Raw genomic sequence first — 22,137 nt, 5'->3', positions numbered from 1 at the left:
CGCGCGGGTCAAAACTGCAGCGCCATCATACGGCGGGCTCGCGCGCCTGTGCCGCCGGAAGTGCCGCGTGGTCAGCTCCGTGCGTGTGAAGTGGCGTGCCCCGCAGGCCGTGGTTGTGGTCCGAGCCCTGCGGCAGGCCAAGCTCGTCCTCAAAGCCGGCCATGCGCACGCGGTACTTGCAGGTGTCGCAGTTGGCGCGGGCCAGGCCGGCGCGCGCTTCGCGGATGCGCTCCAGGACGAGGTCGAGCATTGGCGGCGCGGCGCCGAGCGGCGCCGCCGCTCTCAGGCTCAGCTCCGGATAGCGCGCCGCCAGGGCGAGCGCGAGCCGCCGCGTGCGTTCCACCAGCACGCCGGGGAAGAGCAGCTGCGGCGCCAGCACGACCCGGCGGGCGCCGAGCCGTGCGCAGCGATCCACGCCCGCGGCCACATCCGGTTCCGTGAGGGCGATGAAGCAGGACTCGACGAGGGCGAAGCGCCGGCCTTCGGTCACCAGGCGCGCCGTCTTGAACAGTTCGCCGTTGCTGTCTGGATCATGACTGCCGCGCCCGACAAGCAGCAGCGCCGTCTCCCGCGGCTGCCAGGCGGAGCCGTCCGGCCCCGCGGCCATGCAGGCTTCCAAGGCGCGCTGAGCCAGCGTGTCGGCGACGGCCGCGTGGGCGCCGAGCGGCGCGGCGCAGTCGAACTGGAGCGCGCCGTGCTGCGCGCGCAGCCAGTGCAGGGCGGCCGGAACGTCGTTTTTCTGATGCGTCGCGGCGCCGAGAAACAGCGGCATCACCGTTAACCGACGTGCGCCTCCCGCCACCAGCCGGCGCACGGCCTCGACGATCGGCGGCTCGTTGAATTCGAGGAAGGCGGGGGCGACCGGCTCCCCCAGCCGCTGCTCCAATGCCGCGGCGAACTCGCGGAAGGCGCCCTGGCCCGCGGCGTCGCGGCTGCCGTGGCCGACCAGCACGATGCCGCCGTCCGTTGGCGCGGGCTCGGCAGCCGTTGCCGGTGCGCCCTGCGCCTCGCCGGCGAGGCGATAGCCGCGCGGCGTGATTAGGCGACCGTTCCAGGCGCGGGTGGCCGAGTTGCCGATCACCACCGTGGTCAACATATCCACCCGCGCGATCGGCAATTCGGTAAGCGAAGTCAGGATGACCGACTGCTGCTCACGGTAAGCGTTGCGTACCATGCCAACCGGCGTTCCGGCCGGCCGGTGGCGCAGGAACACCGCAAGCGCTGCCTCAAGTTGGCGGCGGCGGCGGGCGCTGGCCGGGTTGTACAGCACCGTCACGAAGTCGGCCTGCGCCGCGGCCTCGAGGCGGGCCTGGATCGCCTCCCAGGGCGTGAGCAGGTCGCTGAGGCTGATCGCGCAGAAGTCGTGGCCCAGCGGCGCGCCCAGCAGGGCCGCGGCCGAAAGCGCGGCCGTCACCCCCGGCACGACCTCGACCGGCAGCTCGTGCGCGCCCCGCTCCTCCAGCAACTCCAGCGCCAGGCCGGCGAGGCCATAGACGCCGGCGTCGCCGCTGCCGACGAGCGCGACGCGGCGCCCGGCCAGCGCCAGGTCGATCGCCAGCGCGGCTCGTGCCCGCTCTTCGCTCAGCTCGCCCGGGTGAAACGTCGCCGCGGGCAGCAACGGCCGCAGCAGTTCGAGATAGAGGCGGTAGCCGACGATCGCATCGGCGGCGCGCAGGCAGCGTTCGGCCTGGCGGGTGAGCAGATCGGGATGGCCGGGGCCGGTGCCCACGATGAACAGCGCGCCGCCGTGCGCGAGAGTACGCGCCTTGCCGTCGTCGATCATGCTTCCTCCGGCATGGGCAAGCGGGGCGAATGCCGCGACGCCTCGCCACGATGCGCAACCGCGACGGTGCAGTGCGCCGACTTCCGCTTGGATACGATCAGCGAGCCGCCGCCAGCCGCCAGGATCGCCGCAGGCTCGCAGACGCCGCCCGTTCCAACCGCGCCGAACACCACCTGCGAACGCCGCCATGCGCCCGGAGCCGCGTCCAGTTCACTGCTGGTGAAGCTCTGGATCGGCGCATTGAAAAGACGGCCCAGTGCCACGATCGCGGGATCAGCGTGGCGGCGGTCGATGGTGGCGACGGCGGCGACGCACGCCGGTGAGAGGCCGGCGCGGGCGAGCGCGTGGTGCGCGAGGTCGATCAATTCGTCCGCCGCCGCGCCGGTGCTGCAGCCGGCTCCCAGGGCCAGCACCGGTGGCCGCAGCAGCACGCGCGGCAGCGTGGAAGTAGGCTCCGGCTCGCCAATGCAGGAGACGACGATCACGCCCGCGTCGTTCGCTCCGAGCTCGTCGGTGCCGGCAATCGATCGCAGGTTCGCGCAGCCCCGATCGGCCAGCCAGTCGCGTGAGCCGCACTCTTGCAAGAGCGCGACGGGTTCGCCGTTCACCAGCGCCGCCATCACGCGCGTGAGATCGCTGCCGCTATCGATACGCCAACCAAGCTGCGCCGCGATCAGGTCCAGCGCCGGCACCCCCGCCCCCTCGCTGGCGGTGGTGATCACCGGCACGGCGCCGATCGCGCCGGCGAGATGGGCGGCCAGGGCGTTGGCGCCGCCCAGGTGTCCGCCGGCGAGGCTGATCGCGAAGCGGCCGGCATCGTCGATCACGACGATCGCCGGATCGGTCGGCTTGTCGCGCAGCAGCGGCGCCACCGCGCGCACGGCGATGCCCGTGGCCATGATCAGCACCAGCGCCTCTGCCTGCGCGAACGCCGCGGCGACCGCGACGAGTACCCCACCGTCATATGCCTCGGCATGGGCGGCCACGAAGCGGCGCGGCAACAGCAGCCGCGCACCGGGCAGCGCCGCACCGACGGTCACGGCGAGGGCGCTGCCGCGCCTCGAAACGGCGATGATCGAGACCTTCGAAGGCGGCGTCACGGCTCGGCAACCTCCGGCGACGGCGGCCCGCCGCCCTGCCGGTGGCGCTGGGTGTAGGCCGGATCGTACAGGTTCGAGCGGTGCCGCACTTCTGCCTTGCGCAGCGCCGGATCGAGCGCCCTGCCGACGAGGATCAGGGCCTGCAGTTGTAGCTTCGCCGCTTTGCTTTGCTGGGCGATGTCGTCCAGCGTGCCGCGCAGCACCAGCTCGTCCTCCCAGGTGGCGCGGTAGACGACGGCCGCCGGCGTTTCCGGCGGATAGCCGCCGGCCCGCAGTTCCTCTACCACGCGCTCGATCAGGGGAATGCTGAGGAAGATCACGAGCGTGGCGCCGTGGACCGCGAGGTCGCTCAGCCGCTCGCCCGCTGGGAGGGAGGTGCGCCCGGCCATGCGCGTGAAGATCACGGTCTGAGAAACATCCGGCACGGTGAGCTCGCGGCCGAGCACGGCGGCGGCGGCGAATGCCGAGCTCACGCCGGGCACGATCGTGCAGGGCACGCCCGCGGCTTCGAGGAGTTGCAACTGCTCGTGCATTGCGCCGTAGATCGACGGATCGCCGCTCTGCAGCCGGGCGACGGTCTTGCCTGCTCTTGCCGCTTCGATCAGCTTCGCCGTCGTCTGCTCCAGCGTCAGCGCCGCGCTGCCGATCACTTCGGCGCCGGGCGGTGCGAAGGCGGCGACGCCGGGGTGCACCAGCGAGTCGGCGTAGATCACGAGATCCGCCTTGCCGATGATCTCGCGGCCGCGCAGCGTCAGCAGGTCGGGCGCTCCGGGTCCGGCGCCGATGAAAAAGACGTGTCCGCCCGTCATCCGTTCCTCCGCCGCAGCAGGGCGATCGTGAAATAGTCCTCCGCTGCCAGCGCCAGCGCTTCCGGCCCGCGGGTGAGTTGCTGTTCCGGCCAGCCGACCCGCCGGATGGTGGTGAGCTCCGCGCCGTTGCTGTGCATGAGCCTCGCCAGGCTTCCGGGTGCTGCGCTCGGTTTCAGGACTGCCGTCGTGGCACAAGCGCCCGAGATCGCCTCCAGCACCGGCGGCGGCGCGGTTGCAGGCACGATGCCGAGGGCTTCGTCCCACATCGCCAGGGGTGTGCCGGCAAGCGCCGCCGCGGCGAAGGGCGAGGCGATACCGGGCACCGTCTCGATGCGCAGCGCCGGATGTTGATCGTGCAGCGCCCCGGCAAGGTACTGAAACGTGCTGTAGAGCGACGGATCGCCTTCCGTGACAAATGCCGCATCCTCGCCCGATGCCAGCACAGCCGCCACCTCTGCGGCAAGCTCGGCCCAGCGCCGCAGCAGCGCGGCCCGATCGCGCAGCGGTGGGCAGACCAGCTCGATGATGCGCTGGCGGTCGGGCGAAAGATGCGGCCGCACGATCGTCGCGGCCATGCTGCGGCCCGGCGCCGTGGCCGGCACGTAGACCACGCGCACGCTTCGCAATATCCTCAGCCCCTTGAGCGTGATCAGCTCGGGGTCGCCGGGGCCGGCGCCGATGCCGTACAGCGTGCCGGTGCTCACCGCGCTGCCTCCGGACGGCTCAGGCTGGCAACAAACACCGGGCCGAGCGGTGACAGATGCGTGCCGCCGCCAAGCGGCGCGCCGCGCGCGATCGACACCTGCACCATCTGGGCCGGCCAGCCACGCTCACCGGCGAACGCTTGCCACTCTGCCACGCTTTCCAGCAGGGTGAAGTTCGCAACCAGGCGGCCGCCGGGCCGCAATGCCCCGGCAGATGTGCGGAGCACCTCCAGGAGCGCTCCGCCGCTGCCGCCGATGAACACGCCGTCCGGGGCGGGCAGCCCGGCCAGTGCTTCGGGAGCGGCGCCGGCTATGAGCGTGAGATTCGATCGTGGATAGCGGGCGAGGTTGCGGCGCATCACCGTGAGCTGCGCGGGATCCGGCTCGATCGCGATCAAGCGACCGTGCGGCATCTGGCCGGCCAGCTCAATCGCCAGCGAGCCGGAGCCGCTGCCGATGTCCCAGACCAGCGCGTGGCGCCAGGGCTCCAGCTTGCTCAACGTGATCGCGCGCACCTCGGCCTTCGTGATCTGGCCGCGCTCGCTTTCGTAGCTCGACTCATCGAGCCCGAAGCCGGGTCGGTCGGCAGACGGGCACGACTCGCGATCGATCACGAGCAGGTTGAGCGGATCGAATTCCTGCCGCGCGATGTCGTCCAACCGGCCATGAACGAGGCGCTCGGCGGACCCTCCGAGGCGCTCGCAAACCGCGGCGCGGGCGTTCTCCATGCCCGCACGCCGCAGCGCTTCGGCCACACGGGCGGGGGTGTTCTCCGCGTCGGTGAGGATCGCCAGCAGACGGCCGCAGAGCGCCCGCGGGAGGATGCTTGCCAGCGGCCGGCCATGCGCCGAGAGCACCGCCGCGTCCTGCCACGGCAGGCCGAGCCGCGCGAAGGCGAGCGCGACCGAGCCGGCGACGGGATGAATGCACACGCGCTCGCGCCCGAGTCGTTGCGCCAACAGCGGCCCGACGCCGTAAAAGCACGGATCGCCCGAGGCGAGCACGACCGCACGGCGCCTGCCGACACTCGCTTCGAGCAGGTCGCCGAGCGCCGCAATGTTGCTGCGGATCGCGAACCGCTCTGCCGCATGCTCCGGGAAGAAGGCGAGGTGGCGGACGCCGCCGCACAGCAGATCGGCGGCCTCGACCAGGGCGCGCTGCGGCGGCGCCAGCGTCTCGGCGCCGCCGTCGCCGATGCCGACGATGTGCACGACCGGCCAGCCACCGCCTTCGCCACGGCTCACTGTCGGGCCTCGCAGGCGGGAAGGCCGGCGCGGCCGAGCACGGCGCCATCGAAATCGAAGAGGATCGCCTCCACGGCCAGCTCCCCGTGCACGTGATCGCGGCTTCTGCCGGCGGCCTCCGCGGCGATGAGCTCGAAGAACGCGGACAGGCCGTGCCGCTGGGCCAGCTCCTGCGCATGACGGGCGGTGTTGGCAGCGGCGATCTCTGCCTGCAACGCGGAATCCGCGCCCGCCCGCGCGGCCAGTGCGGCAAGGAATGCCGGGTCGACGCGGTTGCCGGCGACGTGAGTCATGAAGTGGCCCTGGGCGATCTTGGAGAACTTGCCGATCATGCCGGCGAGCGTGGCACGGCGCAGCCGCCGTTGCACGGCCCGCTTCAGCGCGTAGCCCGTGAACTCTCCCATCTCCACGAAGCAGACTTCGGGCAGGTCCAGCAGCGCCTGCACGAACTGCTCACTGCGGCCGCCGGTGCTCAGCACGACCTCGTGCTGCCCATTGGCAGCGGCCACGTCGATGCCCTGGCCCACGCTCGCCCGGTACGAGGCGGTGGAGTAGGGCCGCACGATACCCGTCGTGCCCAGGATCGAGATGCCGCCGACGATGCCCAGGCGCGCGTTCAGCGTCTTCTTCGCGATCTCCGCGCCGCGCGGCACGCTGATCTCGACGACCAGACCGTGCGTCTTGAGCCCGTCGCCCGCGGCCCGCGTGACCTCGTCACAGATCATGCGTCGCGGCACGGGGTTGATCGCCGGGCCGCCGATCGCCAGGCCGAGCCCCGGCAACGTCACGGTGCCCACGCCCTCGCCACCGCGCAGCTCGATGCCGGGCGCGCATCCGCGCCAGACCGTGGCGCGGATCTCGGCGCCGTGGGTGACGTCGGGGTCGTCGCCGGCGTCCTTGATCACCCCGCATCCGGCGCGGATGGGTTCAACCCGCCAGTTCACGAGGGCAAAACTGGCATCGCGTCCCACCGGCAGGTGGATGGTGACCTCGGCCGGCGCCACGCCGCTGAGCAGCGCCTGCGTGGCGGCGGCGGCCGCGGCGGCCGCGCACGCGCCGGTGGTGTAGCCGGTGCGCATGCCGCGGCGGCGGACGATCTCCATCTCTCCGTCGTTCATCGCGGCGGACCGCCTATTTCGCTCGGCGCCGGCAAGGGTACCGCCGGCTCATCGAGAGCGAGGCGCAGGAGGACGTTGAGCGCCGCCGCCGCCACGGCCGAGCCGCCGCGCGTGCCCTCGATCGCGATCGCCGGCAGGTGCCGCCGCAGGAGCTCGGCCTTCGCCTCGGCGGCGGCCACGAAACCCACCGGCATGCCAATCACGCAGGCGGGCCGCACCGTGCCGGCGTCGACCAGATCCAGCAGACCGAGCAGCGCTGTCGGCGCGTTGCCGATTACCACCACGGCGGCGTCGAGCCGCGCGGCCAGCAGCCGTATGCCGGCGAGCGAGCGCGTCACGCCGGCGCCGCGGGCCGCTTCGGCAACTCCGGGCGTATCGATCGCGCAAAGCAGCTCGCAGCCCAGCCGCTGCAGGCGCGCGCGGTCGAGCGCCGCGGCGACCATGCGCACGTCGGTTACCACGTGGCACCTCCCGCGCAAGGCTGCGATCGCCGCCGGCAGCGGCGCACAGGAGAAGCGCAGCGAGCGCGCCAGCTCGAGATCGCCGGCGGCATAGACCACCCGCGTGGCGACGGACTGCTCGCCGGGGTCCGCGAAGCGTTCGCCGACGGCAGGCGCGACGATGCCCAGGCTGCGCCGCTCGATCTCATCCGGCGGCAGGGCGTAACGCTCTACCAACGACGCAGCGGCCGCACGTGCTCCGCTCATGGCCGCCTCGCTGCACGCAACGACGACTCAGCGCCCGTGCCGCCGTGCAGATACGTCGCACCCAGTGAGCCGGCGACGGAGCGTGCGAGGCCGGCGCCGGCTCGGCCGGGCTCGGGGTCGAGCACGACGCTGGGCCAGCCCGCGGCGCGCCAGCGTTCGGCCTCACTCTGTGCCGAACGCCACGGGTCGGCGCCGCCGGCCTCGGCGTTGGCACGGCCGTCCGAAACCAGCACGAGCAGTGGTCGCAGGCCGCGATCGTCGCTTGCCGCGCGCCGCGCGGTTTCCGCGGCCAGCCGCAGCCCCGCCGCCAGCGGCGTGCGGCCGCCGGTGGGCAGGGCGATCAGTCGCTGCTGTGCGAGGTCGACGCTGTTTGTGGGCGGCAGCGCCAGCACGGCGCCAGAGCCACGGAAGACGACTATCGCCACGCGGTCGCGGCGCCGGTACACGTCCAGCAGCAAGTCGAGCACCTGTCGTTTCGCGGCCGCCATGCGCGCGCGAGCGCCCATTGAGCCGCTGGCGTCGAGGGCGAAGAGCACCAGGTTGCCGCTGCGCCCGCGCCGCACCCGCTCCCGCAGATCGCCGTCGCGCAAAACGATGCCCCGCCCTGCCGCCGCCGCTGATCGCCGCGACCGTTGGTACGGCGCGGCCGCGCGCAGCGTCGCCGCCAGCGCCAGCTCGCGCGGCCGGCCCCGCGGCCGGCCGGAGCGGACGACCTCTCCGCGTGTGCCAGTGGGCGCAGGCCGGCGGCCGCGCGCCTCGCGCTGCGCCCGCGCCAGCACCTGCGGCAGCGTCAGCGGCCGAGCCAGCTCGCTCGGCGCGGTCCAGCGCTCCGGCGCTGGGGTCACGACCGGCGCCGCCTCGCCACGCCGCTCGCGCGGTTCGGTTCCAGCGGGTGCACTCGCAGAAGCCCCGTTGATTGAGGGGGTGGCTGCCGGCGCCGGAATCGATGGCTCGGAGCCGGAACTGTCGCCCCGTCCCGCCCCATCCTGCCGGTTCTCGAATTCTGCCAGCGCCTCGTCGAGCTGGGCTTCGTCGATGCCGGGCTGCTCGAACGGTTGGCGCCGCCGCCGGTGCGCCAGCACCAGCGGCGCCACCGCACGCACGTCTGCCAGCGTCACGCAGCCGCGGCCGCGGTAAGCGGCCAGCGCAATGGCCGCGCGGCAGAGGGCAAGGTCGGCGCGCAGGCCGTCGACACCGAAGCCGGCGCAAAGCTGCACAGCAAGGTCGAGCATGGCCGAGGGCAACTCAACCCGCGGTAGCCTTGCCCGCGCCCGTTCGAGCCGATCCCGTTCTGCCGCCTCGACGGGCGCCTGCGCGGCGATGAAGCCCGCCGGGTCGCGCTCGAATGCCAGGCGGTTGCGCACAGCGGCGGCGCGGGCGTCGGCATCGTTCAGCCCGCCGACCTCGACGGCCAGGGCGAAGCGGTCCAGCAGTTGTGGCCGCAGCTCGCCCTCTTCCGGGTTCATCGTGCCGATCAGCATCACCTGCGCCGGGTGGCTTATGGAGACGCCCTCGCGCTCGACGTAGTTGCGGCCCATCGCCGCCGCATCGAGCAGGAGATCGACCAGGTGATCGCCGAGCAGGTTGACTTCGTCCATGTATAAAATGCCGCGGTTCGCCCGCGCCAGCAGGCCCGGCTCGAAGCGTCGCTCGCCGCTCTGAATTGCGCTCTCCAGGTCCAGGCTGCCGACCACGCGATCTTCTGTCGCTCCGATCGGCAGCTCCACGACGGGCACGCGCGCCCGTTCGACGGCCGGCGCTTCGCTCGCGGTGATCCGCTGCGAGCACGACTCGCAGGCGGCGGCGATCTCGCGCGGGTCGCAGCCATACGGGCAGCCGGCGACGCGCTCGATCTCGGGCAGCAAGGCGGCCAGCGCCCGCACTGCCGTCGACTTGGCGGTGCCCTTCTGCCCGCGCACCAGCACGCCGCCCAAGGCGGGATTGACCGCGTGCAGCAGCAGCGCCAGGCGCATCTGTTCCTGCCCGACGATGGCGGTGAAGGGGAAGAGCGGGCGGGCGCGAGGACCGCTCACGGCAGCGCCCCTTCCAGCTCGCCGTCGGACTCGAGATAGGCGGCGCGCAGCGCGTCGAGTTGATCGGCGTCGGGGGTCTGCCAGAGGCCGCGATCGACGGCTTCCAGCAGGCGGCCGGCGATGTCGCGCAGCGCCCAGGGGTTGCTCTGGCGCAGAAAGTCGCGCTGCTCGGCGGCGAGCACGTAGCTGTCCGTCAGGTCTGCGTACATCCAGTCGTCCACCACGTCCGCGGTTGCATCGTAGCCGAACAGGTAGTCCACCGTCGCCGCCAGCTCCAATCCGCCCTTGTAGCCGTGGCGGCGAATCGACTCCAGCCACTTCGGGTTGATCACACGCGAGCGGAAGACGCGCAGCGCCTCCTCCTTCAGGTCGCGCACGCGGGCGCGGCGCGGGTCGGCGCTGTCGCCGAAGTACTTGCGCGGCGCCCGGCCCGTGAGGGCGCGGATCGTGGCGATCATGCCGCCATGGAACTGCAGGTAATCGTCCGAGTCGAAGATATCGTGCTCGCGGTTGTCCTGGTTCTTTACGGCCACGACCACGCGTTCGAGCGCGGCTTTGAAGTCGGAACGCGCGTCTGTGCCGAACTCCGCGCCGGTGTAGGCGTAGCCGCCCCAGTTCAGATAGGCCTCGGCGAAGTCGGCCACGCCCCGCCAGTTGCGCTCGTCGATCAGCGGCAGGATGCCGGCGCCATAGCTGCCCGGCTTACAGCCGAAGATTCTGTACAGCGAGCGGCGCTCCGCCTCTGCCTCGTCCAGCCCGGTCGCGGCCAGCCGTCCGCGCTCGGCCAGGGCGTGGCGGCGCACGAAGTTTTGATCGGGCGGCTCGTCGAGCGCGGCCACGGCGCGCACCGCCTCGTCGATCGCCGCGATCAGGTGCGGGAAGGCGTCGCGGAAGAAGCCGGAGATGCGGCAGACCACGTCGATGCGCGGCCGGCCGAGCGCCTCGAGCGGGATGACGTCGATGCCGAGCAGCCGCCGGTTCTCCGGCTGCCAGCGTGGCTGCACGCCGAGCAGGGCGAAGACCTCGGCGATGTCGTCGCCGTGCGTGCGCATGGCGCTGGTGCCCCAGATGGAGATGCCGACCGACTCGGGGTAGCGCCCCTCGTCGCGCAGGTGCTTCGCCAGCAGCTCATCGGCCAGGGCGCGACCCGTCTGCCAGGCGGCGACGCTGGGAATGGCGCGCGGATCGACGCCGTAGAAGTTGCGGCCGGTGGGCAGCACATGCGCCATGCCGCGCGTCGGCGCACCGCTCGGCCCGGCCGGCGTATAGCGGCCGTCCAGCGCCTCCAGCACGCGGCCCAGCTCGTCGGGAATGCGCTGCAGCTTCGGCAACAGCTCGGCGCAGACATAGCGCAGCACGCGCTCGGCGGCAGCTGAGTCGCCCGGCGCCCCGACCAGAACGCGCCGGCAGGCCGCTTCCACCTGCGCCGCCTGGAGGCCGCCTTCGGCCAGCGCGCTGAGCAGCTCGCGGCAGAGCGCGTCGATCGCCGCGTACACGTCCCCGGCCACGTTCAGCGCGAGACCGGTCAGCTGAGCCAGCCAGGCGTTCGCGGGGGCGGTGACATCGTGGCGCACGGCGCCGGCGGCGATTGCCACGGCGTCGGGCAACGCGGGCATGTCGAGGTTCGGCAGGCGCGTGAGGTGGAAGAGCAGCTCGGTCAGTTGCGCGCCCTCCGGCACCTGGCCGAGCACGTGCAGGCCGTCGCGGATCTGGGCGCCGGCCAGCTCGCAGAGATACCCGTCGATCTCCTGCAGCAGATGGGCAAAATCCTTGCCGCGCATCTCCGTCAGCGAGACCGGCGTGCCATCCTCGGTCAGCGCCGGGTCCCACTCATGCGTGTGGCCGCCGCTGTTGCGGTTCAGCAGCAGCTCCATTTCCGCGCCGAGGTGGGCGCGTTGCAGCACATCCCAGATCTGGCGCTGCAGCAGCGGTGTCTTGGCCGGGTCGAGCAGCTCGACCTGGTAATACTCGTCGATCAGTTGTCCCAGCTCCGCCAGCTCGCCATAGAGGCCGGCGCTCGTCAGCGGCGGCGTCATGTGATCGACGACGACGGCATGTGCCCGGCGCTTCGCCTGCGTGCCCTCGCCGGGGTCGTTGATGATGAACGGATAGACGAGCGGCAGACCGGCCAGGAACTGGTCGGGATAGCAGTCGGGGCCCGGCCCCGCCGCCTTGCCGGGCAGCCACTCGAGCGTGCCGTGCTTACCCAGGTGCACGATCGCGTCGGCTGCGAAGCCGTCTTCGTCGCGCAGCCAGCGGTAGAGCGCGTGGTAGTTGTGCGTGGGCGGCAGGTCGGGCAGGTGGTAGATCGCGTTCGGATCCATGCCGTAGCCGCGCGGCGGCTGCAGCGCCACGAAGACGTTGCCAAAGCGCAGACCGGCCAGGGCGATCGCGCTCTCGTGCACGTAGGCTGCACCGGGCGGCTCGCCCCACTGGCCCAGCATCTCCGCCCGGCTCTTCGCCGAGAGGTCGGCGAACCAGTCGGCATACGCGGGGGCCAGCACGCGCGCGGCCGCGCCGGCGAGCTGATCGTCGGTCAGCAGTTCCGTGTCGTAAGAGCAGCGGGCGATCAGGTCGTGAATGAGTTGGTCGCCGCTCTCCGGCACATCTTCCACCGTATATCCGGCAGCTTTCATCTGCTCCAGCAGCCGGATCAGCGAGGCGGGCGCGTCGAGGCCCACGGCGTTGCCGATGCGGCTGGCTCGCGCGGCCTGGTTGGTGAGCACGAAGGCGATGCGCTTCTTGGCGTTCGGCTTGCGCCGCAGCACTGCGAGCCGGCGCACCAGCTCCAGGCAGGCGTCGATGCGCTCCTCGTCGGGCACATAGCGCACCGCGCCCGCGCCCTTACCCGCGTCCGCCTCGTTGTCCGCTTCTTTGAATGAGACGGGCACGGAGATGATGCGGCCGTCGAACTCCGGGATGGCGACGTTCATCGCCGCGTCGACCGGGTTCAAGCCGCGCAGCGAAGCCAGCCACTGCTCGCGCGGGCTTGAGGCGGTCACGATCTGCACCACCGGCACGTCGAGCCGTTCCAGCGCCGTCACCGCCCAGTCGGAGAGCGCTGCGGTCTCTGGGTCGACGCCGCCCATCGCGAACGACAGCGAGCACAGCACCGCGTCCACCAGCGGCTCGCCGCGTTCGTCGATGAGGTAACTCAGTGCCTCCGGCACGCCATCCGCGCCGGTCTCCTTGAGCGAGTAGGCAAAAACCGGCAGGAGGTTGAGGCCGGCAGCCGCGCCGCGCTGCACGATCGCGTCCACGAACGCGGTGTTGCCGGAGAGCAGGTGCGCGCGGTAGAAGAGCAGGCCGATCGTGGGCCGCGTCGGATCTTGGTGCGCCCGCCACGCGGCGAGCGTGCCTTCCGGCACCTCGGGATGGTAGACGCCGTGTCGGGGTTGCGGCGCCGGTGCATCGTAGCCGAAGCCGGTGGTAAGCAGGTGATCGGCGAGGAAGCAGAGCGCCTGGGCGTAGTTGCGCGGCCCGCCGTGCAGCAGGTAGGCGCTCAGTTCGTGCGCGATCGGCACGCCGGCATTGGAGAGCGCCATCAGCTCCGGATCGAGGCTCTCGGTGCCCGGCAAGCAGATCAGCCAGAAGCCGTCGCGCTGCGCCTGCGCCACGATGCGATCCAGGCCGGCGGCGAAGCTGCCGCGCCCGCCCAGCAGTCGCACGACGACGAGCTCGGCCGCGGGCAGTTCCGCGTCGAGGAAGGCGGCGATGTCTGCCTCCGTGCTCAGATAGGAGGGATTGACGGCGCGCACCGGCGGAAAGTCGGTCGGCAGAAAGGCACGGGCGGCCTCGATCGCCAGCAGGTCGGTGTCGGCCTGGCTGAGCACAAGAAAGCCGTCGCGGACGACATCGGGCCTCCGTGCGGGGATCGCCGGCACTACGGTGTCGTGGCTCTCCGGCGCGTCCCAGGTGAAGGAGGTGAAGTGATAGGGCGCCAGCGCCGGCGGCGGCGGCAGGTAGGCGTTGGCGGCCAGCATCGCCTCCGCGTAGTCGTAGATCGCCGCGATGCGCTCGGGCGTGTTGATCGAGTGAAACCAGACGTGGCGGCCGTCGAACAGCAGCAGCGCCACGTTGGCCAGCGGACAGGGGCCAAGGCAGCCCGCCTGCGTCAGGTGAACCCTGTTGCGCAGCTTCCGCCGCTCCCACTCCGCGTGGTAGCGGTCTTCGGGCACCGGGGCGAAGCCGCGCTCGGTGTGGCCGCAGCAGCAGCCCGTGGCGCAGACGAAGAGCTGGCCCTGCTTGCGGGCGACGTTGACCAGCTTGCCGTCTTCGCGCTGCACCAGGTTGCGCGCCATCGCCGCCCATCGTTGCGATCGTCGTAGCGGCGCGAGCGCCGATCGGGCTGGAGACACGCGTCGCAGGCGGAGGAATGACGCGGCCGCTCCAACTCTCGCTCGCTCGCGAAGCTCGACGAGTTGGCGCCGCGGGCCGGTTTTCTGGCTCCCGGAGCAGGCGGCTCCGGTTACAGTAGCGCGACTGCGCCGGCCTCACACCGGCTTGCCCGCGCCCGCGGCGATCTGCTGTCTGGTGCCCTGATGCTAGCCGAGCGCGTCGCGGCGGGCAAGGCTTCGGCGGCTGTTGCCGCGCCGTCCGCTTCCCGAATCCGGTTTCGCGCAGTACGCTGCCCACGGTGGCTCGTCCGCTCGCCGGCGGAAGGTGTGAGGAGGGTGGTGATGACCCAGCTGCGAGAGACAGGCGCGGGCGCCGCACTCACCGCGAGCGGCGCCCCGGACGCGCACAACCTGCGCCTGGTCGGCCACAACGACATGGACGGCCGCGGCGACTGCATGCACGTCAACGTCGTGGGCGGCTACGCCTTCGTCGGGCACATGGGCGAGAACGGCATCGGCACCTCCGTGCTCGATGTGCGCGACCCGACGGCGCCGCGGCTGGCGGCGCAGATTCCCGTACCGGCGCACACGCATTCGCACAAGGTGCAGGTGGTCGGCGATGTGCTGCTCGTCAACTACGAGCAGTTCGGCCGCGCCGGCCAGGGCGTCACCGGCCTGAAGGTGTTCGACGTCTCGAAGCCCGAGCAGCCGCGCGAGATCGGCTTCCTGCCGATGACGGGCAAGGGCGTGCACCGCATGACCTACTGGGAGCCGCCCTACGCCTACGTCACCGGCAGCGAGGCCGGCTGGACCGACCAGTTCTTCATGATCATCGATCTCTCGAACCCCGCGGCGCCGCGCGAGGTCGGCCGCTGGTGGCTGCCCGGCATGTGGACCGCGGGCGGCGAGCAGTCCACGGCGCCGCCCGGCCGCCGCTACGCGCTGCACCATGCGCTCACCCGCGGCGACCGCGCCTACATGGGCTGGTGGGACGCTGGGTTGGTGATCCTCGACATCGGGGACAAGGCGAAGCCGCGGCTCGTCAGCCATCTGCCCTTCGGCCTCGACCAGAGCGCCTGCACGCACACCGCTTTCCCCGTGCCTGGCAAAGACGTGCTGATCGTCACCGACGAAGGCGTCGGCGCCTACTGCCCCGAAGTGACCAAGATCGTGCGCGTGGTGGACATCGCGGACGAGCGCAAGCCGAAGGTCATCGCCTTCTTCCCGATCCCGGAAGGCGACTTCGCCACGCGCGGCGGCTGGTTCGGGCCGCACAACCTGCACGAGATGCGCCCCGGCTCGCTGATCGACCCGAACACGATCTACCTGACCTACTTCAACGCCGGCGTGCGCGTCGTGGAGATCAGCGAACCGGCGAACCCGCGCGAGATCGCCCACTTCGTGCCGGAAGCGCCGTCGGGCCGGCCGTCGATCCAGATGAACGACATCACCGTCGCTGCCGACGGCCTGATCTACGCGACGGACCGCTATGCCGGCGGGCTGTACATCTTCGAGCTGCTGAGGCATTGAACCAGCGGTTGCAGCGCCGGGCACGCGGAGGGAAGAGCGTGCTGGGCAAGGAGAGAAGCGATGCGCCTCGTCTACTTCGATGACTTCAAGCTGGGTGTGCTCAAAGGCGAAGCCGTCGTGGACGCGTCTGCCGTGGTGCAGGCGATCCCGCACACGGGGCCTGGCGACCTGATCAACGGGCTAATCGAGCGCTTCGCCGAGTACCGGCCCCGGCTGGAAGAGGCGGCGGCGCGCGGCCGGGCCGTGCCGCTGAGCGGGCTGCGCCTGCGGGCGCCCCTGCCGCGGCCGACGAACATCGTCTGCATGGCCGTCAACTACATGGAGGACGGCACCCGCAGCGAGCCGGCGCCGATCAACGCCTTCCACAAGTCGCCGAGCGCCGTGATCGGCGACGGCGACACGATGGTGCTGCCCGACGTGCCGGCGACGATCTTCGAGGGCGAGGCCGAGCTTGCGGTGGTGATCGGCCGTCGCGCCTCCCACGTCAGCGCGGGCGAGGCGATGAGCCACGTCTTCGGCTACCTGAACTTCATCGACGGTTCCGCCCGCGGCCTGCCGCCGGGGGGCAACACCTTCTACCAGATGAAGTCGCGCGACACCTTTGCGCCGCTCGGCCCGGTGCTCGTCACCGCCGACGAGGTGCCGAACCCGCAGCAGTTGCAGGTGCGCCTCTGGGTGAACGGCACGCTCAAGCAGAACTTCAACACCAGCGACATGGCGCACAACATCGCTCGCTGCATCGAGTGGATCAGCTCGATCCACGCGCTGGAGCCGGGCGACGTCGTGGCGACGGGCACCAATCACCGTGGCCTGAGCGCCTTCCAGGACGGCGACGCGATCGAGCTGGAGACGGAAGGGCTCGGCCGGCTGCACATCCGCGTGCGCGACGACCTGAAGCGCGCCTGGGGCCGCGAGACACGGCTGGAGATGACGGAACGCGGCAAGGAAGGCACGACGCCGCAAGTCAGCGGCAAATACGCGGCCGCGCGGGTGTAGGGCACTCGCCCGAACTCATGCGCGGCCCGCACGCGCGCGGATTGGGCCGCTGGCCGTGATTCGCTAAATTTGATCGCTGCTCCCGGCGCGGCTTAGCCGTCGCCCGGAGTGGCGACGACTTCGCGGCGGCCATGGCGCCACTCGGCGGGTGCGCCGGCCTTGTCGATGCGCACGGCGCAGACCTTGTACTCCGGGATCTTCGCCGTCGGATCGTAGACGTTGTTCGTCAGGAAGTTGGCCGCGGCGCCTTCGAGCTGCACGAACGGCACGAAGACCTCGCCCGGCCGCTGCGCCTCCGTGATGAAGGCCACGGCCTCGATTTCGCCACGCCGTGAGCTGAGCGTGACCCGCTCGCCGTCGGCGACTTCGAGCGTCGCCGCGTCCTGCGGGCTAAGCGCCACCTGCACCACGGGGGCGCGTTCCAGCAGCCCCGGCACCCGGCGCGTGAGCGTGCCGCCGTGCCAGTGGTAGAGGATGCGGCCGGTGTTCAGGATCAACGGGAAGCGGCGGTTGGGCAGCTCGGCCGCGGGCGGATCCTGGCGCACGGGCATGAAGCGGCCCTTGCCGCGTGGGAACGACTCGCCGTAGAGGCGCGGCGTGCCGGGGTGATCCGGCGACGGGCACGGCCACTGGATGCCGCCCTCGGCCTCCAGCCGGGCGTAGGAGATGCCGGCCAGCGAGGGGGTCAGTGCCGCCATCTCGTCCCAGATCTGCGCCGGGTGCGCCCAGGCGAACTGCGCCGGGTCGCCGCCCAGCCGCCGCGCCACGCGCCGGCCCAGTTCGGCAGAGATCGCCCAGTCGGGGCGGGAGTCAGCCAGCGGCGGCAGCGCCTGCCGCACGCGCTGCACGCGGCGCTCGCTGTTGGTGAAGGTGCCGTCCTTTTCCGCGAACGTCGTGGCCGGCAGCACTACGTCGGCCACGGCCGCCGTCTCGTGCAGGAAGATGTCCTGCACCACGAGGAAGTCCAGCTTCTCAATCGCTTCCTGCGCGTGGTGGAGGTTCGGCTCGGTGAGCAGCGGGTTCTCGCCGACGATGTACATCGCGCGGATCTCGCCGGTCAGGGCGCCTTCCACGATCTCCGTCGCCCGCAGCCCTTCCTCGGCCGGGAGCGGCGCTCCCCACGACGCCTGGAACTTCGCCAGCACCGGCTCGGCGTACTTCTGGTAGCCAGGCAGCGCGTCGGGAATGCAGCCGGCGTCGCCGCAGCCCTGCACGTTGTTCTGGCCGCGCAGCGGGCTGATACCGTTGCCCACGCGGCCCATCTGTCCCGCCAGCAGGGCGAGGTTAATCAGCGCGTAGGCGTTGTGCGTGCCGTTGGTGTGCTGCGTCATGCCCATGCCCCAGACGAGGCAGGAACCGGTGCGCCCGGCCGGTCCGCCGTACTCGTGCGGGCTGGCGTAGAGCCGCGCCGCGGTCTGGATCTCGGCCAGGGGCACGCCGCAGATGCCTGCCAGCTCAGTCAGCGGCGTAGACTCGACCGCCGCGCGCCAGGCCGTGAACTCCTCGGTGCGCTCTGCGATGAAGGCCGTGTCGGCCAGCCCCTCGTCCAGGATCACGCGCGCCATCGCGTTCAGCAGGGCCACGTCCGTGCCCGGTAGCGGCCGCAGCCAGACCTCCGCCTTGGCGCAGAGGTCGATGCGGCGCGGATTGATCACGATCAGGCGCACGCCCTCGTGGTCGATCGCGCGGCGCATGCGCGAGGCGACAACCGGATGGTTGCTGCTGGGATCGCAGCCCGCCACGATCACGCAGCCCGCGTCTTCGTAATCCTGGTACGAGTTGCTGGTGGCGCCGGAGCCGACCTGTTCGAGCATCGCCTCGACCGAGGGCGAGTGGCAAAGCCGCGTGCAGTGGTCGATATTGTTGGTGCCCATCAGCAGGCGCGTGAACTTCTGCAACACGTAGCCGTCTTCGTTCGTCGCCTTGGCGGAGGCGAAGCAGGCGAAGCGGCCGCGGTTCTCTACTAGCCGTTCGGCGACCAGGTCCAGCGCCTCGTCCCAGCTCGCCGGCTGCAGCACGCCGGCCCTGCGCACCAGCGGCGTGGTCAGGCGATCGGGGTGGTTGACGAAGGTCGTGCCGAAGCGGCCCTTGACGCAGAGCATGCCGTCGCTGCTCTGGTTCTGCGGCTCGTCCAGCACGCGCACGATCTGCCGGCCCTGCACCTGCACCTGCACGCCGCAGCCCACGCCGCAGTAGGGGCAGGTGCTGTGCGTGGTCTGCGGCCGCGCCGGCACGCCGGCCTTCGGCAGCAGGGCGCCCGTGGGGCAGACGGAGACGCACTGGCCACAAGACGTGCAGTTTGACTCGCCGATCGGCCCATCGGCGAAGGCGCCGACGTGCGTCTGCCGCTCGCTGCCCAGCATGGCGATGGCGCCGATGTGTTGCACGTCGTCGCAGGCAACGGCGCAGCGGCCGCAGAGAATGCAGTCGTTCATGTGCAGCGTGAAGAAGGGATTGCTTCCGTCTGGCGTGTCCGCGTGCGGCTGCCGGCGCGGCGCGAAAGTTGGCGCGGCGAGGCCGTGGGCCTGCGCGTGGTGCGCCAGCTCGTTCAGGCCGAAGGCGCCGACCACTGCACGATCGCCGTCGCCCATCGCCAGCGTCAGGTCCAGCACGGTGCGCCGCGTGCGCCGCGCCAGCTCGCCGGCGATGCTGACGCTGAGTCCGTCGCGTGCCGGCAGGGCGCAGGCCGCGACCAGCCCGCGTTGCCCCTCGACCTCGACCAGGCAGGTGCGGCAGGCGCCGATCGCGGGCATGTCCGGGTCTTTGCAGAGGTGCGGCAGATCGACGCCCGCGGCCAGCACCGCGTCGAGCACGCTCGCACTCTCGGCGACGGTGACCGGCCGGCCATCGACGCTCACCTGCATCTCGGTTGCCACAACCATGACTGCCAGCCTCAGAACTCGGCGGCTTGCGCCGGTCGGTTTTCCCCGAACTTCGTTGTCTACGTCCCGCCGCGCGCGAGCGGCCAGTGGCGGATCAGGCTGGTCACCGGGTTCGGCGCCGCCTGCCCCAGGCCACAGAGCGAGGCGAGCCGGATCGTTTCGTTGAGCGCGTCAAGCTGCGCTAGCTCTGTCGCGTCCAGCTCCCTGCCCGCAGCTTGCGCCAGCAGCGCCTCCGTGCGCTGCGTGCCCTCGCGGCAGGGAGTGCACTTGCCGCACGACTCGGCCGCGTTGTAGGCCGTGAGCTGCCTGACGACCTCCAGCGGCGTCAGGGTCTCATCCACGACGGTCATGCCGCCGGCGCCGAGGATCGCGCCGCCTTCATCGAGCGTGCCGGGCCGCAGCGGCAGGTCGAGCAGCCCCTCGGGAATCAGACCGCCCGACGGCCCGCCGGTCACCAGCGCGACGGTGCGGCCGCGCTCGGCGCCGGCAACATCCTCTACGATCTGCCGCAGCGGTGTGCCGAACGGCACTTCCACCAGCCCCGGCCGCGGCACGGCGCCGCTCAGGCAGAGCAGCTTGGTGCCGGGCGCCTGCTCGCTGCCGACGCCGCGAAACCAGGCCGAGCCATGCCGCACGATCAACGGCAGACTCGCGAGCGTCTCCGCGTTGTTGATTACGGTGGGCCTGCCCCAGAGGCCTGCCTCGGCGGGGAAGGGCGGGCGCAGGCGCGGCACCGCCCGCTGTCCCTCGATGCTGTTGAGCAGCACGCTCTCTTCGCCGCAGACGTAGCCGCCCGCGCCGCGCCGGATCTCGATCGGCACGCCTTCGGGTAACAACCCGGCCTCATGTGCCCTGGCTATCGCCAGCTCCAAGCGGCGCGTGGCCAGCTCTGCCTGACCGTTGACATAGAGATAGATGCGCGCAGCCCGCAACGCGTGCGCGGCGATCAGCGTGCCTTCCAGCACGGCGTGCGGGTCGCCCTCGCACAGGTGGCGGTCTTTGTAGACGCCTGGCTCGCCCTCTTCGAGGTTGACCAGCAGGTAGACCTCACCGGGCGCGCGGATCGCCGTTTCCCACTTGCGCGCCGCGGGAAAGTAGGCGCCGCCGCGCCCGAGCAGGCCGGACTCGGCGACGAGTTGAACCACCGCCTGAGGGCTGAGGACGCGCCGCACGCGCTCCCAGGCGGTGTAGCCGCCGGCAGCGCGATACTCCGCCAGCGACTCCGGATCGATCGCGCCGCAGCGCGCCAGCACGCGCCGCTCCTGGCCGCGGAGCCATTGCGCGTGGGCGGCGGTCGCGGCAACCATACCGCCGGCCAGCGCGCCGCCCGTCGCGACCAGGGGGGAGGCGTCGGCGGCGGTCGCATTCAGGGCGAGCAGCGTCGTCGTGCCGTTCGCCAGGCGCAGGCGCACGCTGGGTTGCGCCCAGCAGGCGCCGTCGCAGCCTGTCTCGATCACATCCAGCGCCGTGTCACGCGCCTGGTCGCGCAGCGCGGCCAGCACCGCCCCGGCGCCCAGGGCGCGTCCGCAACTGCCGCCGCCCACCAGCAGGGCCGCGCGTCGCGTCGTGCCGTTCGCGCTTATGGCTTGCGGATGCAGTGCGTCTGAAGACGGCGCCGAGCTGCCGACGCCGGCGTGCCCCGCCATGGCCGGCGGCGCGCCGGCCTCGACCACGGGCGCGACCCCGCAGTTGAAGAAGCAGGCCACCTCCTCGACGGGCGCGCCGCTCTCGCGCTCCTGCCGCAGCAACGCATCCGCGCCGTTCAGCCGGCAGGCGAGGCCGGTGCAAACGCGCCGCAGGCCCGGCGGCGGGGGCGCAAAGCGTAACTCGTTGTAGGTGCCGGCGGCCGCGTGCACTTCCACCGCGGGCACGCGGATCCTGTCGGCGAGCGCCCGCATGCCCTCAGGGGAGACGTATCCCTGCTCGTGTTGCAAGCGATGCAGTCCCGGCAGCAAGAACGATCGCTCGCGCGGCAGGGAGCGCAGCAATCCCTCGAACTCGCGGACCGGGGAAGACATTGTCGCCGCCTCGTGCGTTCTGCGGGCGCGGGCCCCAGCAAAGGTTCAGCGCCTGCCCGCCGAGGCCCAGTTTACACCCGAGCGAGATCGACCGCGCCAGCCGTGAAGTTCGGCAACGCCGAGGCGCTCCGGCAGACTACGGTTTCGAACGACGCCGCAGTCGATCCACCGTCAGGCCGGCCAGCGTGCCGGCGAGGATTCGCCACAGGTGTGACGGTGCGGGCAGCCGCGTAGGGCGGGGACCGTAGCGCGCCGCGGTGTACGCCGCGGCAAGCGCCTGCAGTCCGGCGGCGCGCGGCGAGCGGCGAGCCGTGGCGGCCGCGAACTCATGCGCGGTTTCTCCCGAGGCAGGCGCGCGCACGAACAGTCGCGCCGCGCCGCCGCCGCCGAGCCAGGCGGCGAACGCTGCCCTGCGGGGTTCACGCAGGCGCAATGCCAGCGCGTACGTGGCCGCCAGCGCCACGGCGAGCAGGAGCGCGAAGGCGAGAAGCGGGAGCGAGAGTGAATCTCCGGGCGCCGCCGGCTTTGTCGCGACGGGGGAAGCCTCGGCGCTGGGCGGCTCGACCGGCGGCGAAGCGAGTTGCGGACTGGCGGGCGCCGGCAGGGAACCGAATGCGCCTGATGCCGGTTCTTGGCCCTCGCCCGGCGCGAAGGCCGCCGCGCCGCCGGGCGTGGCGTCGAAGCGTTGCCAGCCGTAACCCTGGAAGTAGACCTCGGTCCAGGCGTGGGCGTCATGCTCGCGCAGGGCGAAGCTGCCGTCGGCGTTGCGCTCGTGCATGACATAACCGACGACGACGCGGGCCGGCACGCCCGTGCTGCGCAGCATCACCGCCAGCGCCGAGGCGAAGTAGTCGCAGTAGCCGCGGCCCGCTTCGA

14 protein-coding genes and 1 riboswitch are annotated in these 22,137 nt (G+C 71.7%); of the genes, 2 read left to right on the top strand and 12 right to left on the bottom strand.

The genetic code is table 11. The annotated features are described in order from the left end of the window. Window positions 1–25: 25 nt before the first annotated feature. From cobJ to cobN, 9 genes are read right to left on the bottom strand one after another with little or no spacing between them, the layout of a single operon-like run. Window positions 26–1,783, bottom strand: coding sequence for a precorrin-3B C(17)-methyltransferase (gene cobJ, locus VKV26_21185; GenBank protein HLZ72427.1), 1,758 nt, complete (start codon window positions 1,781–1,783; stop codon window positions 26–28). After that, window positions 1,780–2,883 carry a cobalamin biosynthesis protein gene (locus VKV26_21180; GenBank protein ID HLZ72426.1) on the bottom strand — a complete coding sequence of 368 codons (1,104 nt, stop codon included), beginning with the start codon at window positions 2,881–2,883 and terminating at the stop codon, window positions 1,780–1,782. The genes cobJ and VKV26_21180 overlap by 4 nt, the downstream gene beginning before the upstream one ends. After that, window positions 2,880–3,692 carry a precorrin-4 C(11)-methyltransferase gene (gene cobM / locus VKV26_21175; protein ID HLZ72425.1) on the bottom strand — a complete coding sequence of 271 codons (813 nt, stop codon included), beginning with the start codon at window positions 3,690–3,692 and terminating at the stop codon, window positions 2,880–2,882. The genes VKV26_21180 and cobM overlap by 4 nt, the downstream gene beginning before the upstream one ends. Then, window positions 3,689–4,396 carry a precorrin-2 C(20)-methyltransferase gene (gene cobI, locus VKV26_21170; protein HLZ72424.1) on the bottom strand — a complete coding sequence of 236 codons (708 nt, stop codon included), beginning with the start codon at window positions 4,394–4,396 and terminating at the stop codon, window positions 3,689–3,691. The genes cobM and cobI overlap by 4 nt, the downstream gene beginning before the upstream one ends. After that, the gene (gene cbiE / locus VKV26_21165; protein HLZ72423.1) at window positions 4,393–5,640 is read right to left on the bottom strand and encodes a precorrin-6y C5,15-methyltransferase (decarboxylating) subunit CbiE; all 1,248 of its coding nucleotides are present in this window, start codon (window positions 5,638–5,640) and stop codon (window positions 4,393–4,395) included. The genes cobI and cbiE overlap by 4 nt, the downstream gene beginning before the upstream one ends. Continuing rightward, window positions 5,637–6,758, bottom strand: a complete 1,122-nt coding sequence (locus VKV26_21160) for a cobalt-precorrin-5B (C(1))-methyltransferase (GenBank protein HLZ72422.1) — start codon at window positions 6,756–6,758, stop codon at window positions 5,637–5,639. The genes cbiE and VKV26_21160 overlap by 4 nt, the downstream gene beginning before the upstream one ends. Further along, window positions 6,755–7,465 carry a precorrin-8X methylmutase gene (locus tag VKV26_21155; GenBank protein ID HLZ72421.1) on the bottom strand — a complete coding sequence of 237 codons (711 nt, stop codon included), beginning with the start codon at window positions 7,463–7,465 and terminating at the stop codon, window positions 6,755–6,757. Before VKV26_21155 ends, VKV26_21160 begins: the two co-directional genes overlap by 4 nt. Further along, on the bottom strand, window positions 7,462–9,498 hold the full coding sequence (locus VKV26_21150; protein HLZ72420.1) for a VWA domain-containing protein: 2,037 nt from the start codon (window positions 9,496–9,498) through the stop codon (window positions 7,462–7,464). Before VKV26_21150 ends, VKV26_21155 begins: the two co-directional genes overlap by 4 nt. Then, a complete protein-coding gene (gene cobN / locus VKV26_21145; protein HLZ72419.1) occupies window positions 9,495–13,799 on the bottom strand; it encodes a cobaltochelatase subunit CobN in 4,305 nt (1,434 codons plus the stop codon). Before cobN ends, VKV26_21150 begins: the two co-directional genes overlap by 4 nt. Window positions 13,800–13,912: 113 nt before the next feature. Then, a riboswitch (cobalamin riboswitch) is annotated at window positions 13,913–14,030 on the bottom strand. A 147-nt stretch (window positions 14,031–14,177) separates the two neighbouring features. Here cobN and VKV26_21140 point away from each other — a divergent pair. Continuing rightward, window positions 14,178–15,365, top strand: coding sequence for a hypothetical protein (locus VKV26_21140; protein ID HLZ72418.1), 1,188 nt, complete (start codon window positions 14,178–14,180; stop codon window positions 15,363–15,365). Window positions 15,366–15,425: 60 nt separating this feature from the next. Next, on the top strand, window positions 15,426–16,361 hold the full coding sequence (locus VKV26_21135) for a fumarylacetoacetate hydrolase family protein (GenBank protein ID HLZ72417.1): 936 nt from the start codon (window positions 15,426–15,428) through the stop codon (window positions 16,359–16,361). 92 nt (window positions 16,362–16,453) lie between these two features. On the opposite strand, the gene fdhF is transcribed toward VKV26_21135, so the two are convergent. The 3 genes from fdhF to VKV26_21120 form a co-directional block, all read right to left on the bottom strand. Next, a complete protein-coding gene (gene fdhF, locus VKV26_21130) occupies window positions 16,454–19,243 on the bottom strand; it encodes a formate dehydrogenase subunit alpha (GenBank protein HLZ72416.1) in 2,790 nt (929 codons plus the stop codon). A gap of 59 nt (window positions 19,244–19,302) precedes the next feature. Beyond that, window positions 19,303–21,261: an NADH-ubiquinone oxidoreductase-F iron-sulfur binding region domain-containing protein gene (locus tag VKV26_21125; protein HLZ72415.1), complete on the bottom strand. Its 1,959-nt coding sequence runs from the start codon at window positions 21,259–21,261 to the stop codon at window positions 19,303–19,305. 136 nt (window positions 21,262–21,397) lie between these two features. Next, on the bottom strand, window positions 21,398–22,137 hold a 740-nt coding region (locus tag VKV26_21120; GenBank protein HLZ72414.1), incomplete at its 5' end, for a transglutaminase domain-containing protein.

This window comes from Dehalococcoidia bacterium (assembly GCA_035310145.1).
Lineage (GTDB): Bacteria > Chloroflexota > Dehalococcoidia > CAUJGQ01 > CAUJGQ01 > CALFMN01.
The sequence above is the reverse complement of the archived record's forward strand: the minus strand, read 5'-3'. Positions and strand labels throughout refer to the sequence as shown.